Origin of the sequence: Anabaena sp. WA102 (genome assembly GCF_001277295.1) — a bacterium.
In the GTDB taxonomy this organism is placed as follows: domain Bacteria; phylum Cyanobacteriota; class Cyanobacteriia; order Cyanobacteriales; family Nostocaceae; genus Dolichospermum; species Dolichospermum heterosporum.
This window is the reverse complement of the sequence record NZ_CP011456.1, coordinates 4,275,471-4,288,093: the sequence shown is the minus strand read 5'-3', so window position 1 is coordinate 4,288,093 and position 12,623 is coordinate 4,275,471. Positions and strand designations below refer to the sequence as shown.

General features: G+C 38.9%; 21 protein-coding genes. 14 read left to right on the top strand and 7 right to left on the bottom strand.

The features are described 5' to 3' along the window. Window positions 1–48: 48 nt before the first annotated feature. From AA650_RS28795 to AA650_RS28170, 8 genes are all read left to right on the top strand, one after another. Window positions 49–258 (top strand): hypothetical protein, encoded by a 210-nt coding sequence (locus AA650_RS28795; RefSeq protein WP_053540187.1) that lies wholly within the window; start codon window positions 49–51, stop codon window positions 256–258. Window positions 259–398: 140 nt separating this feature from the next. After that, window positions 399–1,253, top strand: a complete 855-nt coding sequence (locus tag AA650_RS18795) for an ATP-binding cassette domain-containing protein (protein ID WP_053540186.1) — start codon at window positions 399–401, stop codon at window positions 1,251–1,253. Beyond that, a complete protein-coding gene (locus AA650_RS18790) occupies window positions 1,210–2,064 on the top strand; it encodes an ABC transporter permease (RefSeq protein WP_053540185.1) in 855 nt (284 codons plus the stop codon). The genes AA650_RS18795 and AA650_RS18790 overlap by 44 nt, the downstream gene beginning before the upstream one ends. Before the next feature lie 484 nt (window positions 2,065–2,548). Further along, the gene (locus AA650_RS18780) at window positions 2,549–3,007 is read left to right on the top strand and encodes a MarR family winged helix-turn-helix transcriptional regulator (protein ID WP_053541343.1); all 459 of its coding nucleotides are present in this window, start codon (window positions 2,549–2,551) and stop codon (window positions 3,005–3,007) included. Further along, window positions 2,973–4,241 (top strand): MFS transporter, encoded by a 1,269-nt coding sequence (locus tag AA650_RS18775; RefSeq protein WP_053540183.1) that lies wholly within the window; start codon window positions 2,973–2,975, stop codon window positions 4,239–4,241. Before AA650_RS18780 ends, AA650_RS18775 begins: the two co-directional genes overlap by 35 nt. An 87-nt stretch (window positions 4,242–4,328) precedes the next feature. Further along, window positions 4,329–4,748 (top strand): XisH family protein, encoded by a 420-nt coding sequence (locus AA650_RS18770; protein WP_053540182.1) that lies wholly within the window; start codon window positions 4,329–4,331, stop codon window positions 4,746–4,748. After that, entirely contained in the window at window positions 4,736–5,071 is a 336-nt protein-coding gene (locus AA650_RS18765; RefSeq protein ID WP_053540181.1) for a XisI protein, read from the top strand. The genes AA650_RS18770 and AA650_RS18765 overlap by 13 nt, the downstream gene beginning before the upstream one ends. A gap of 235 nt (window positions 5,072–5,306) precedes the next feature. Continuing rightward, window positions 5,307–5,444: a hypothetical protein gene (locus AA650_RS28170; protein ID WP_199924297.1), complete on the top strand. Its 138-nt coding sequence runs from the start codon at window positions 5,307–5,309 to the stop codon at window positions 5,442–5,444. Window positions 5,445–5,575: 131 nt separating this feature from the next. On the opposite strand, the gene AA650_RS18755 is transcribed toward AA650_RS28170, so the two are convergent. The 4 genes from AA650_RS18755 to AA650_RS18740 all read right to left on the bottom strand — a co-directional run bounded on the left by AA650_RS18755 (window position 5,576) and on the right by AA650_RS18740 (window position 8,311). Beyond that, window positions 5,576–5,893, bottom strand: coding sequence for an antibiotic biosynthesis monooxygenase family protein (locus AA650_RS18755; RefSeq protein ID WP_053540179.1), 318 nt, complete (start codon window positions 5,891–5,893; stop codon window positions 5,576–5,578). 106 nt (window positions 5,894–5,999) lie between these two features. After that, a complete protein-coding gene (locus AA650_RS18750; protein ID WP_053540178.1) occupies window positions 6,000–6,599 on the bottom strand; it encodes a thioredoxin family protein in 600 nt (199 codons plus the stop codon). Between the two features lie 87 nt (window positions 6,600–6,686). Beyond that, window positions 6,687–7,595: a TauD/TfdA dioxygenase family protein gene (locus tag AA650_RS18745; protein ID WP_053540177.1), complete on the bottom strand. Its 909-nt coding sequence runs from the start codon at window positions 7,593–7,595 to the stop codon at window positions 6,687–6,689. Between the two features lie 44 nt (window positions 7,596–7,639). Continuing rightward, window positions 7,640–8,311: a glutathione S-transferase family protein gene (locus AA650_RS18740; RefSeq protein ID WP_053540176.1), complete on the bottom strand. Its 672-nt coding sequence runs from the start codon at window positions 8,309–8,311 to the stop codon at window positions 7,640–7,642. 138 nt (window positions 8,312–8,449) lie between these two features. On the opposite strand from AA650_RS18740, the gene AA650_RS18735 reads away from it, so the two are divergent. The 3 genes from AA650_RS18735 to AA650_RS18725 all read left to right on the top strand — a co-directional run bounded on the left by AA650_RS18735 (window position 8,450) and on the right by AA650_RS18725 (window position 9,709). Then, window positions 8,450–8,629, top strand: coding sequence for a hypothetical protein (locus AA650_RS18735; protein WP_053540175.1), 180 nt, complete (start codon window positions 8,450–8,452; stop codon window positions 8,627–8,629). Between the two features lie 62 nt (window positions 8,630–8,691). Continuing rightward, the gene (locus AA650_RS18730; protein WP_053540174.1) at window positions 8,692–9,045 is read left to right on the top strand and encodes a DOPA 4,5-dioxygenase family protein; all 354 of its coding nucleotides are present in this window, start codon (window positions 8,692–8,694) and stop codon (window positions 9,043–9,045) included. Window positions 9,046–9,055: 10 nt separating this feature from the next. After that, complete coding sequence (locus AA650_RS18725; protein WP_053540173.1) at window positions 9,056–9,709, top strand: HAD family hydrolase; 654 nt, start codon at window positions 9,056–9,058, stop codon at window positions 9,707–9,709. A gap of 67 nt (window positions 9,710–9,776) precedes the next feature. On the opposite strand, the gene AA650_RS18720 is transcribed toward AA650_RS18725, so the two are convergent. After that, entirely contained in the window at window positions 9,777–10,091 is a 315-nt protein-coding gene (locus tag AA650_RS18720) for a type II toxin-antitoxin system RelE/ParE family toxin (protein ID WP_053540172.1), read from the bottom strand. Continuing rightward, the gene (locus AA650_RS18715) at window positions 10,088–10,354 is read right to left on the bottom strand and encodes a hypothetical protein (protein ID WP_053540171.1); all 267 of its coding nucleotides are present in this window, start codon (window positions 10,352–10,354) and stop codon (window positions 10,088–10,090) included. Before AA650_RS18715 ends, AA650_RS18720 begins: the two co-directional genes overlap by 4 nt. Before the next feature lie 88 nt (window positions 10,355–10,442). Between AA650_RS18715 and AA650_RS18710 the strand changes: the two genes are divergently transcribed. From AA650_RS18710 to AA650_RS18700, 3 genes are all read left to right on the top strand, one after another. Beyond that, the gene (locus tag AA650_RS18710) at window positions 10,443–10,670 is read left to right on the top strand and encodes an HAD hydrolase-like protein (RefSeq protein ID WP_335337451.1); all 228 of its coding nucleotides are present in this window, start codon (window positions 10,443–10,445) and stop codon (window positions 10,668–10,670) included. Between the two features lie 78 nt (window positions 10,671–10,748). Further along, window positions 10,749–11,546, top strand: a complete 798-nt coding sequence (locus tag AA650_RS18705; protein WP_053540169.1) for a hypothetical protein — start codon at window positions 10,749–10,751, stop codon at window positions 11,544–11,546. A 101-nt stretch (window positions 11,547–11,647) separates the two neighbouring features. After that, the gene (locus tag AA650_RS18700) at window positions 11,648–11,989 is read left to right on the top strand and encodes a helix-turn-helix domain-containing transcriptional regulator (protein WP_053540168.1); all 342 of its coding nucleotides are present in this window, start codon (window positions 11,648–11,650) and stop codon (window positions 11,987–11,989) included. An 85-nt stretch (window positions 11,990–12,074) separates the two neighbouring features. On the opposite strand, the gene AA650_RS18695 is transcribed toward AA650_RS18700, so the two are convergent. After that, window positions 12,075–12,437, bottom strand: a complete 363-nt coding sequence (locus AA650_RS18695) for a four-helix bundle copper-binding protein (protein WP_053540167.1) — start codon at window positions 12,435–12,437, stop codon at window positions 12,075–12,077. Window positions 12,438–12,623: the final 186 nt, after the last annotated feature.

Below are 12,623 nucleotides of genomic sequence, written 5' to 3'. Positions count from 1 at the left end.
TAAACAAACGACTAAGCAAGTACGATGAAGATATACAAGATTAGTATTATGGATGAAGCTAAAAGAAAACGTCTAGAACAAAAGGGCTGGAAAGTTGGAAATGTTTCCGAGTTTTTAGAACTGACAAAAGAGGAAACTGCTCTGATTGAGACTACTAAAATCTCAGAATTTTTCCGTCAATCCCCCTTGACTGCACTAACTGAAGAACTGGACTTGAACCGCGATCGCAGTCTACCCCGTGGTACATTCACTCCATGACCCTCCTTTACTCGTAACGAAAAAGATTTTGCTGGTGCTGGAGTTGTCATCATTAATCCTTGGTCTTGACTTTTAGAAAAAATATGTCAAACTAATATTTAGATAGTCTAATTATTTGAACAAGGAAGTAAATCCGACTCGTGACGAAACTTACGGGAAGAATAGAATCTGCGGAAATACCTGCACAAGTTCCAAAATCGGTAATATTACAAACCTTGGAACTGACGCGCCGCTTTGAAAAATCAACAGCCGTTGATACTTTAAATATCTCCGTAGCATCAGGAGAAGTTTTTGGTTTACTTGGTCCCAATGGTGCGGGAAAAAGTACAGTAATTAAGATGTTAACTACCTTGCTACCAGTCAGTAGCGGGAAAGCATACTTAGCCGGTTATGATGTGACTCGTCAACCTGATGCAGTGAGAAGAGTAATAGGTTATGTACCCCAGGCTTTATCAGCAGATGGGACTTTAACAGGTTATGAAAATCTGTTAATATTCTCTAAATTGTATGATATTCCTCCTCGACGCAGAAAACAGCAAATCGCTGAAGTGCTGGAATTCATGGGTTTGGAGGATGTAGCACATCAGTTAGTGAGAACTTTTTCTGGGGGAATGATTCGGAAACTGGAAATTGCTCAAGCCATTTTACATCAACCCCAAATCTTATTTCTAGATGAGCCAACAGTCGGATTAGATCCAGTTGCAAGAACCCAAGTATGGCAACTTGTACAACAACTTCGTGTTGAGTACGGTACAACCATCTTTTTAACTACCCACTTTTTAGAGGAAGCGGATCATCTTTGTAATCGAGTCGTGATTATGAATCAGGGTAAAGAAATTATCACCGGTTCACCGTCAGATTTAAAAGCCGCTATTGGGAAACCAGAAGCAACCTTAGATGATGTCTTCATCCACTACGCAGGAAATCAATTAGTATCAGGAGTGAGTTATCGTGAGACTGCAAGAACCAGACGTACCACTCAACGGTTGGGCTGAACCTAGATATAATCGCCCCAAAGGGATTTTTTCTAATATTAAAGAACTATTTACTAAAACCCTGGTAATTACTGAATTGGAAGTGCGGAAACTTCGCCATGATCCTAGTGATTTAGTGATTCGGGCTGTACAACCGGCTTTATGGCTGCTGATATTTGGGCAAGTATTTACTCGGACTCGTGCTATCCCTACAGGTAATTTACCTTACTTGGATTTTATGACTCCCGGTATTTTGGCTCAGAGTGCGCTGTTTGTTGCTATTTTTGCTGGGGGAATGACATTAATTTGGGAACGGGATTTAGGGATTTTGCAGAAATTCTTAGTTGCACCCATACCCCGTGCAGCGATTGTCTTGGGTAAAGCTTTTGCGGCTGGGATTCGTTGTTTTTCCCAAGTGGTGTTTATTTACCTTTTAGCGTTTTTGCTGGGTGTACATCTCAATCTCAATCCTTTGGCTTTCCTGCAAGTTGTGCTAGTCATATTTTTGGGAGCAGCTTGTTTTTGCACTTTTTCCTTAATCATCGGCTGTTTGGTGAAATCGCGGGAAAGATTTACGGGTATTGGGCAATTAATCACCATGCCGTTGTTTTTTGCCAGTAATGCCATCTATCCTATTTCATTGATGCCAAGTTGGTTAAAGGTCATTTCCCACTTGAATCCTTTGACGTATGAAGTGGATGCTTTACGGGGTGCAATGCTGGCGAATGGTTCAAGTATTTATGGATTCGGGTTAGATTGTACAATTCTCTTGCTAACATTAATAGGTTTAACCTACATCTGTGGCCGACTTTATCCACAGGTGGCGATTTGACACTCTCACTGGCTAAAGCCGGTGAGATTCTTGGTTCATCGAAACCACTTAATTTAGATTCCTTGCGTTCTCTAAAACAGAGGTGGGGTTCTCCCCAAGCGACTTCGGGTATGCCCTACCCTAGTTGCCTTACGGCAAGTTCTTTTTTTGTTGAAGCAAATGCGCTTCAAAATCCTGAGTGCCTAGCACCTGTAAATCTTTTACCTATTACCAGGAGGAAGCTAGAACAATGTAATAGAACCCAATAGATTTAATTGTCAAGGTACAGTGTCTGCGGTTTAGGCAGCAATCGGGTTTTTAGACAGGTTAATTACCCTTCCTGTATAGGTAACATTATCCATAAAATGCTAAATTATGGCAAGAGAAAATAGAAATTGATGACGGGGATTAAAATCTCACGAGCCGCTTATATCTCTTTCTCTAAAGCCTCTGAGCTTTACGCTTACCGGGCATTCCTGTAATCTAGAGAAAAATGATAGATATTATGAGTTTGGATAAACCCTCTGAAGAATGTGCCGCTAGGGTGATGGAAACTGTCCCCTTATTGATGCGGTTTATCCGAACCGAAATGCGATCGCACAGTTCTGACTCTTTATCTATACCACAATTGCGATCGCTTGCATTTCTGAATCGCAATCCTGGTGCTTCCTTGTCTGAGGTAGCAGATCATCTCGGAGTCACCTGTGCTACAGCATCCACAACTATAGAAAAATTAGTCCAACGAAATCTGGTGCAACGGACAGATAATCCTCAAGAACGACGACGAGTAGTCCTGAATTTGACGAGAGAGGGAAAACTGCTTTTAGAGCAATCCCAGGAAAAAACTCGCGGGGAAATTGCGGAAATTCTAGAAGGTTTGACACCAGAGCAAGTATCACATATTGAATCAGGCTTGACTCTACTAAAAAATGTCTTCGAGCAAACAGAAACCAACTCACCATAACAGTAAGGCTGCACAACACGATCCTTTGGCAGCCATGAGATTTCGAGATTATCGGCTATTTACCATTGGGCGTGTAGTCCTCTTCACAGGGGGACAAATGCAGACGGTAGCGCTGGGCTGGGAGCTATATGAGCGAACAGATTCAGCGATGGCCTTAGGGGGCATCGGGCTGGCGCAGGTTTTACCAATGATTGCCCTAACTTTGATTACGGGACACGTTGCTGATAAAAATGACCGAAAAAAGATTACTTTATTTGCAATGCTGCTATTAATGTTTTGTTCTCTAACTTTAGCGGCTATTTCCTATTATCAAGGTGCAGTTTTTCTAATTTATGCTTGCTTATTATTAACAGGTGTAGCCAGGGCATTTCTCAAACCTGCTGGTGATGCGCTGATGTGGCAGTTAATACCTACCAGTGCTTTTACTAATGCAGCGACTTGGAATAGTAGTAGTTTTCAATTAGCGTCGGTCATTGGGCCAGCTTTGGGAGGATTGAGTATTGCTCTGTTCAAGAGTGCGACAGGAGTATATATATTAGCAGCGATCGCAGCACTATCATGTTTTTTCCTCACCGCAGCCATTAAACCCCAAAAAACCGACTTTAAAAAAGAACCAATATCCCTGAAAACTCTAGCTGCTGGGGCTGAATTTGTTTGGAATAATCAACTCATTCTCGCAGCTATCACTCTAGATTTATTTGCTGTTTTGCTGGGTGGTGCAGTGGCATTATTACCCGTTTTTGCCAAAGATATTCTGCACGTTGGTCCGGTGGAATTGGGCTATTTACAAGCAGCCCCATCAATAGGTGCGTTGATTATGGCAGCATTGTTAGTATATTTACCACCTATCCGCAAAGCTGGACCAGCCCTTCTTTGGTCGGTTGTCGGGTTTGGGATTGTGACAATTATTTTTGGACTGTCTCGTTGGACATGGTTGTCGTTGTTGATGTTGGCATTTAGCGGGGCGTTAGACAGCATTAGCGTGGTGATTCGTCATACTTTGGTGCAAATTCGCACTCCCGACCATTTACGGGGTCGTGTTGCGGCCATTAATAGTGTGTTTATTAGTGCTTCTAATGAGTTGGGTGGTTTTGAGTCTGGTTTGACTGCGGCTTTATTTGGTCCGGTGTTTTCTGTTGTTGGTGGTGGTATTGGGACGATTTTGGTGGTGGTGGCAACAGCCGCAATTTGGCCGGAGATTAGGAAGTTGGGGGAGTTGCATGAGGATTTATAAAGGAATGAGTCTCACGCAGAGGCGCAGAGTCACAGAGAGGAAGAAATGAGGTAAGATAAAAGTTGGAAATATAATTAGGGATTCAGTATGTCGGCTAAAGATGTCTTTCATGAAGTTGTCAAAAAAGCTCTACAGAAGGACGGTTGGCAGATTACTCACGATCCCCTATCAATTAGTGTAGGCGGGGTAAATCTGTCTATTGATTTAGCCGCAGAAAAATTGATTGCGGCAGAAAGAGAAGGAGAAAAAATTGCTGTTGAAATCAAAAGTTTTTTGGAGAGGTCGTCTGCAATTTCGGAATTTCATACAGCGTTAGGACAGTTTATTAATTATCGAGGTGCATTAAGAAGACGACAGCCAGATCGTGTTTTGTATTTAGCAGTACCTTTAACAACTTATAAGACATTTTTTAATCTTGATTTTCCTAGAGATATGATTGAAGAGAATCAAGTCAAAATGATTATTTATGATGTAGAGCATGAGGTGATTGCAGAATGGATAAACTAACTAGATATCGCCAGCTTGTACAGCAGATTTTACAAGAATATAGCGAACAAAAACCTGCTAACGGGAATATAGAAGTTGAGACAATTTTTGATACACAACGTGACCACTATCAAATAGTTCATGTAGGTTGGGAAGGTCAAGAATGGGTACATAGTTGTATTATTCATATTGATATTAAAGGTGAAAAAATTTGGCTGCAATGGAATGGTACTGAAGATGATATTGCAGAAAATTTAGTTGCTGTGGGAGTTCCAAAGGAAGATATTGTCTTGGGTTTTCAGTCTCCTTTTATGAGGAAGTTTACAGAATATGCTGTGGGTTAGGTGTCTTGTTGAAAATGTCGAGGATTTCGCGTAGTGGATTGCGAGTATAAATAAAAGCAATTAAGCTTAGATCACCAAGATGATTTAACTCATTATTCAATTCGAGCAGATTATGAAAATTTTTCTTTCAAAGAAGATTATAAATCATTTTCATATCTTATGGGAAAAAAGCTGATTACTCCTCTTCCCATTGAACAATCTAGAATCTGGCCATTTTCTGACAAAGAAGAAAATTGTGTTGAGTTCGTTAGCGGCTTTATTTGGTCCGGTGTTGTCTGTGGTTGGCGGGGGTATTGGGACGATTTTAGTGGTAGCTGCGACGGCGGCGATTTGGCCGGAGATTAGGAAGTTAGGGGCGTTGCATGAGGATTAATTGTCAGAATCAGGATTTCTAGGATTTGAGGATTTACAGGATTTAATTTTTTCATCCTGTTAATCCTGGACATCCTGATTCAGACAAGATATAGATTAGATTATCTAGGAAATCTCATGAGAGAAATTGATTTATGGAAACTGAAAAGACGATTCTGAACCGAAGTTTTCATAATGATGAACCCAACATTCAGTTATATACTTTTCCATTCCTTCTGGAATAACTGCTTGATGCCAATTTTCGCCAGCAAAATCTTCGACAAATTGCTCATTTTCCCAAATTGAAATCATCACATATTCTTCGGTTGCCCATTTTGTTGGTCTGCCAATAGTGACAGACACCAAACCTTGATATGACTTAACAAGTGGGATTGATACCTTCAGGAATTTTGACTCAAATTCTTGATGAAATTGCAATGGAACTCTGACCCGAAAAATGCGGCTGATCATTTAAGTTTTTGGGTATTTAGGTTACTGATAAAATATCCTACAGAAAAATAACAGTAATATCAGCAGGTATTGGTAAAGTTTCACTTTTTATCCATAAAATCCCTAACTACCCAACCGTCACCGGAACTTTATAATAAACCGGCTCATTCCCCGCTTTCCATTTGATATTACAACCAATACTCGGCTTTTGCTGCCAAATAATTTCCTGATCTGCTAAAACATAATTAATCGCTTTCCGTAAATCTTGTCCAGTCACAGGTAAATCATTTTTTGGACGACTATCATCTAATTGTCCTCGATAAGCCAGCTTTCTATTAGCATTAAATACAAAAAAGTCAGGAGTACAAGCTGCAAAAAAATCTTTAGCCGCTTTTTGACTTTCATCATAAAGTAAAGAATAAGATAAATCTAATTCTTGAGCAAAATCTTTAAGTAATTCTGGTGCATCATGAGGATGAGTATTAATATCATTAGAACTAATTGCTAAAAAACCCACATTTCTATTTTTGTAATCTTGTCCTAATTTTGCTAATTCAAATTTGATATGTTGCACAAAAGGACAATGACGACTAACAAATATAACTACTAATACTTTTTTATCAGCAAAGTTTGCCAATGAAATCGTTTTACCTGAAACCACATCTGGGAGATTAAATTTAGGTGCTAAAGTTCCCAAAGGTAACATTGTCGAAGGTGTTAAAGCCATAAAATCCAACTCCTTAAATTATCAAATTCATGATCAAAATGGTGTATTACCTTTTGCGGTAACACACCCTCTAAAGTTAGCCTGTGATTAAGCTGCTACAAGATTGGGAATATATGCCGAAGAATCTCCTTTAATTACTTGACTATACTTACCGTCAATACCTAAAGGAAGATCACCAGCAATGGTTACACGCTGCACACGACGGGGTTGATCTCCATAGTCGTCAATGGCATAATGTTGAGTAGCACGGTTATCCCAAAAAGCCACATCACCGACTTTCCAGCGCCAACGCACGGTATTCTCAGGTCGTGTAATATAAGATTGCAACAAGCGAATAATATCCCCTGATTCAGTTGGAGATAAACCGCGAATTTGCCGCACAAAACCACCAATAAACAAGCCCTTTTCCCCAGATTCAGGGTGAATTCTCACCACTGGATGCAGGGTTTCATACACCGTTGAAGTAAACACATCTCGGTAAGATTTCACTTCTTCAGGTATATCAAAGGCTGTGGCATAATCATAAGTATTGCTATGTACAGCCCAGAGTTTGTCAGCTAAATTACGCAAATGCTCCGGTAAATCTTGGTATGCAGTCACCGAATTTGCCCAAATAGTATCCCCTCCCGCTGACGGAATTACCAACGCCCGCAAGACCGAGCCAAGGGGCGGACGATCTACAAATGTGACATCGGTGTGCCAGTTATTGGCACGAGCAACAGTGCGGCTGTAATCTAAATCCAATACTTCTGGATGTCCAGGAAGTGATGGAACTGTCGGATGTGCGGTAGTGATTTCACCGAAACGACGGGCAAAATCTACTTGTCCATTAGCATCAAGTTCTTGTCCACGAAAGAAGATGACTTTATATTCAACTAAGGCTTTTCTAATTTCGCTGATGATTTCATCACTGAGGTTTTCAGCTAGATTAACACCTTTAATTTTTGCCCCAATACGTCCAGCAATTGGTTTAACTTCTATGTTTTGATAACTCATAAATTTGTGTTCTCAATTTAGGAATAGTTGAATATAGCGTTTGACTAAGCAGCCACAGGAACAGGAGCAGCAAATTTAGCATATCGCTCAATATAGAACTCTTTGGAGTGAGCGATCGCTTTCACTGATTCACGTTCTTTAAGCGCGTGTTTCCACTGTTTCAAACGAGTGAATTCAGCAGGAATACCAAAGCCACGATAATGTTTAAGAGCAGCCCATCTTTCAAACCAGGGGAAAAAGGTAAAATCAACCAAACTGATAGATTCACCAAACCAGTAGGGACCATCTCCCGAAAGTTTTCCTAAACCTTCATTTTCAATAAATTCTAGATGTTTGTAGAGTTCTTGTTTAGCTTCCTCTTGCTTTTGAAAATCTGGACTACGTAATAGAGTAGAAAAAGCAGGAACTAATCTAGTATTAGCAAAATCTATCCAAATTCGAGCTTGAGCTTTTGCAATGGGGTTGGTAGGTAAAAGCGGTGGGTTAGGAAATACTTCATCCAGATATTCATTAATAACTGCTGATTCCCAAACTCGGTTTTCTCCATGAGTAATTGCAGGTACTTTTCCATAAGGAGAAACTTTTGTAAAACCTGCTGGTTTATTCTGCAAATCAATTTCAATCAAATCGAAATCAATACCCTTTTCTTGAAGTACCAAGCGGGTACGGTGAGCATAAGGACAAACAACCGCACTATAAATCTTAATGTCAGCCATGTTGGAGTTCCTTTGTAAATTAGGATTTGTGTTGGGGTATGGGGAATTTGTTGACATCAAAAACCCAAATCTTAAATAATTTAGATGTAGAGACGTGACCTGGGTAGGGATTCTCGTCTCTACATTCTTTTCCACCAGATGTCTAATACCAAAACTAGCGCAGACATGACTATTGCCAGTTATCTGTGCATCACCCGTGACGGGTTGGGACAAAATAAAAACTACAGTTTGTTGACCGACTTATCGGTGTTTGTTTTAGTAGTATTACATGACCAGAAAGAAAATTCAAGTGGTTTAACTAAATTTATGGCTGACTAATGATTAGTATATCTAAATAATTGTTAAGTTATACTTGAGGATAAGAAGTAAAATCAAGAACTATGAATACAAATACTGATATTGCTGGTTTTCATGCACATATTTACTTTGATACCGCTAGTCGTGAAACGGCTGCTCGTGTAAGAGAAGGTTTAGGTGCTAAATTTGATGTAAGATTGGGACGTTGGCATGAACAACCTGTAGGACCACACCCCAAATCCATGTATCAAGTAGCTTTTTTACCACATCAGTTTGGTGAAGTTGTGACTTGGTTAATGCTTAATAGAGAAGGTTTAGATATTTTGGTTCACCCAGAAACGGGAGATGATGTCAAAGATCATACAGATAATTCTCTGTGGTTGGGAGAAAAACTACAGTTAAATATTGAGTTTCTACAAAGGTTAAAAACTATTTGAACTTACAAAAATGCTTTCTCACACAGTCCTTTTTGACCTAGATGGAACTCTCACTGATCCTAAACAGGGGATTACTCGCTGTATTCAGTATGCTTTATCGGAACTTGGTTATAAACCACCAGATGCTAATGAATTGCTTTGGTGTATTGGACCACCACTGAAAAGCAGTTTTTCCCAGTTATTGCAAACCGCTGATGACACATTACTGGAGAAAGCAATTTTACTATATCGTAGTCGCTTTTCTACGATTGGGTTATTTGAAAATTCTCTTTATCCGCTAATTCCCGAAACTCTAAAAACTATTCGTGCTGCTGGTTATCAGACTTTTGTAGCAACTTCTAAACCTCAAATTTATGCTACACGCATTATTGAATATTTTGATTTAGCACCTTTTTTTGATGGTGTTTATGGTAGTGAATTAGATGGTAATAGAAGTGTGAAAGGTGATTTAATTTCCTACATTATAGAGAGGGAAAGTCTTTTACCTTCTACTGTAGTTATGGTAGGCGATCGCTTACATGATATCATCGGAGCTAAGAAAAATAATATTGCTTCAATTGGTGTGACTTATGGCTATGGAAGTAGGGAAGAATTGGAAACTCATAAAGCTGATTTAATTGCTGATTTTCCAGATGAGATTCCTACATTACTACCTTTGATTTGATCGCTCAACTCTGATCACTATTAAAAGCGATACTTACAGAAAATTATACTATGGCTAATAAACATCATTATGACTCTTCACTTAAATAAGATTGGCGACTATTACGAACATGAATAATGGCGATAATATCTTCTTCGACTACAAACAAAACTCGATATTTTCTTTGTTTTCCAATCCAGAGTTGACGAACTTCACCACCAATTACTTTTGCTTCTGGTGCTATGGTACAGCGATTAGGAAATTTTTTTAATGATGCTATAGCATCTTCAAGTTCATAGTACCAATTGTTTGCTACTTCAGGACTCAGATTATCGCACATCCAACGATAAGCAGTTTCTATTTCTTGAAAAGCTGTAGGTTGAATAATAACTTGGTAATTCATGAGCGAGGAGGAATATTAAATTTGTTTTTTAGGGTTGCTAAAGCTTGATCCGCTGGTATTCCTTCACCTTGCTTAAATTCATCTAGTCCTTTACGAATACCTACTATTGTTTCTAAGTAATCAATTCGTTCTAAGAGTTCTTGATATGTACTTAGAGGCTGTTTTGAGGTTGTTTTCAGTGATTGTAAAAAACTCAGCAGATCCTCTAGGAGTTCGTTGGGGGTGTTGTCAATTTCTTGTAAGAGTAACTCTTTGATAGTCATTACAGTTAACTGTGAAGATTGATGTTTCTATTATAGTAATATCTTGGCTGTGATCGTGTAAGGAATATCGTAAGCGTTCGATAACTGTATAGAAAGTGCAATAGCGAAGCTCCGTAGGAATCTCGAAATGCTGCTGTACGCAGATCGCCTACATGATATCATCGGAGCTAAGAAAAATAATATTGCTTCAATCGGTGTGACTTATGGTTATGGAAGTAGGGAGGAATTGGAAAATCATAAAGCTGATTTAATTGCTGATTATCCAAAGGAAATTCCTACATTACTGCCTTTGCGAGAGCGTTCAATAACGGTATAATCCGTAAGTTCTTGTATAATCAAAAAAGCAATTCCATAGGCTGCCTGTTCTAATGAAATTTACTGGAGACTCTTCTGGATGGATTTACGCGACGATTTTTCTCCAAAAACTAAAGATTTACTTGCAAAACGTGTTGGTTATCGCTGTTCTAACCCTTCCTGCCGTAAGCTTACTAGTGGTCCTCACGAAGATGTAATGAAGGCAGTCAATGTTGGCGTTGCTGCACACATTACAGCAGCATCATCAGGAGGTCCTCGTTATGATAAATCACTGTCTTCTGAACAGCGCAAGTCAATAGATAATGGAGTTTGGTTGTGTCAAAATTGTGCCAAACTTGTAGACAATGACCGAAATCGCTACACTCTGGAAGTGCTAAGTGGCTGGAAGCAAGTAGCTGAAAAAACAGCAACTCTTGAGATTGAGGGTAAAGTTCCTAAATCTGTCGTTTCGGATAATTTACTTGATAAACAGATAGAGGCTTATCAGAAGTTATATTATGCAGTAAAAAAAGCTTCAGGCATAATTGGTGATCTGTTTGCAACAGAAGAATTATCAAATGAAATTAAGCAAGCAATTGCTTTTCATGTCGGGTTAGAAATTGCTGAGTTGACTGATTCTGAAAGCTTTTTTCTGGATCATGAGGTTATTGTTCATACAGTGGCTACTTTTGTTGGCTTGGAAGATATCTTTGATATAAATAATCCTGTTACTCGTCAAGCTGAAATTGATAAATTCAGAAAAAATATTAGAAATGCTTACAGGATGATTGAATCCATTAGAGATACTGGAAAAATAGATCAATCAATTAAAAGCCCCATTGTTGAGTATTTTGACTCTTTAAAACAGATCCAAGATAGAGAGGATCAAATTTACTAGGTGATCACGGACTGACAGTTCACGGGAGGAGAAAGACGAAAAAAAGAAGTTAGTAAAGAGCAAGCAACTGACAACGATAATAGAGAAAAGAGGTAATTATTATGGCACTTACTAGAGACTTTACAGAAACTGTTAACGCACGGGTACAAAGAGATCCTGAGTTTGCGATCGCTCTACTTGATGAAGCTATTTCTCTCTTTCTCAATGGTGAACCAGAAACAGCAAGACTGATTTTAAGAGATATTGTCAATGCAACAGTAGGGTTTGAACAGTTGGCAATTGAAACTTCTAAACCAAGCAAGAGTTTACATCGAATGTTATCCGCAAAAGGTAATCCAACTATGGATAATTTGACTGCAATCTTTAATGTTTTGCGTAAAAATATGAATGTTAATATTAATGTTCAGACAACAGGGGTAAAAACTATTTATGTCAAATCTTGAACAAAAAGCTACAAACGCCCAGACTGATTATAGCCTGAGCGTTTGACCATTGGGTCGCAGATAAACTTCTGCAAGTAAAGAATAATTAAACAGGCATCATTTGCATGGATCTGCACGATTCTGCACATCTACGGCAAGCAGCAGCACATTCCATCATCTTGCTATCATCGCTCATTTTTTCGCAGGTTATTGCACAGCGATCGCACATTTCCGCACACAACATACAAGTGCGATCGCTGAACTCAGAACCAGCCATCATCATATTTGTACACATCATGCACATTTCTGCACAATCTCGCAGCATTATCATCATGGTTATATCCATGTACTTACCACCTTTAGTCATACAGTAAGTCATGGTTTCTAGGCACATTTTATGACATTCCATGCAAGCGTTCACGCATATTTGCATTTCATTAGTCATAGATTTAGTCATCATCATCATCATACTAAATACTCCTTGATTTTTTGATATGTATCTTCAGTCCTGAGCCGGACTAATTACAACGCTAATTAAAAGTTTTTCAAAAATCAATGGGTATGCAACTCTAAATTAAAATTGATAATTCCGATAGAATTGTCGGAGTTTGTGTAGCATTGCTAGATAAATTAATGATATTTTTTTGATGAAGTT

Coding starts and splice junctions, on each gene's coding strand:
- AA650_RS28795 (WP_053540187.1), top strand. CDS start 49: ATGGATGAAGCTAAAAGAAAACGTCTAGAACAAAAGGGCTGGAAAGTT.
- AA650_RS18780 (WP_053541343.1), top strand. CDS start 2,549: ATGAGTTTGGATAAACCCTCTGAAGAATGTGCCGCTAGGGTGATGGAA.
- AA650_RS18775 (WP_053540183.1), top strand. CDS start 2,973: ATGTCTTCGAGCAAACAGAAACCAACTCACCATAACAGTAAGGCTGCA.
- AA650_RS18770 (WP_053540182.1), top strand. CDS start 4,329: ATGTCGGCTAAAGATGTCTTTCATGAAGTTGTCAAAAAAGCTCTACAG.
- AA650_RS18765 (WP_053540181.1), top strand. CDS start 4,736: ATGGATAAACTAACTAGATATCGCCAGCTTGTACAGCAGATTTTACAA.
- AA650_RS18755 (WP_053540179.1), bottom strand. CDS start 5,893: ATGATCAGCCGCATTTTTCGGGTCAGAGTTCCATTGCAATTTCATCAA.
- AA650_RS18750 (WP_053540178.1), bottom strand. CDS start 6,599: ATGGCTTTAACACCTTCGACAATGTTACCTTTGGGAACTTTAGCACCT.
- AA650_RS18745 (WP_053540177.1), bottom strand. CDS start 7,595: ATGAGTTATCAAAACATAGAAGTTAAACCAATTGCTGGACGTATTGGG.
- AA650_RS18740 (WP_053540176.1), bottom strand. CDS start 8,311: ATGGCTGACATTAAGATTTATAGTGCGGTTGTTTGTCCTTATGCTCAC.
- AA650_RS18735 (WP_053540175.1), top strand. CDS start 8,450: ATGTCTAATACCAAAACTAGCGCAGACATGACTATTGCCAGTTATCTG.
- AA650_RS18730 (WP_053540174.1), top strand. CDS start 8,692: ATGAATACAAATACTGATATTGCTGGTTTTCATGCACATATTTACTTT.
- AA650_RS18725 (WP_053540173.1), top strand. CDS start 9,056: ATGCTTTCTCACACAGTCCTTTTTGACCTAGATGGAACTCTCACTGAT.
- AA650_RS18720 (WP_053540172.1), bottom strand. CDS start 10,091: ATGAATTACCAAGTTATTATTCAACCTACAGCTTTTCAAGAAATAGAA.
- AA650_RS18715 (WP_053540171.1), bottom strand. CDS start 10,354: ATGACTATCAAAGAGTTACTCTTACAAGAAATTGACAACACCCCCAAC.
- AA650_RS18705 (WP_053540169.1), top strand. CDS start 10,749: ATGGATTTACGCGACGATTTTTCTCCAAAAACTAAAGATTTACTTGCA.
- AA650_RS18700 (WP_053540168.1), top strand. CDS start 11,648: ATGGCACTTACTAGAGACTTTACAGAAACTGTTAACGCACGGGTACAA.
- AA650_RS18695 (WP_053540167.1), bottom strand. CDS start 12,437: ATGATGATGATGATGACTAAATCTATGACTAATGAAATGCAAATATGC.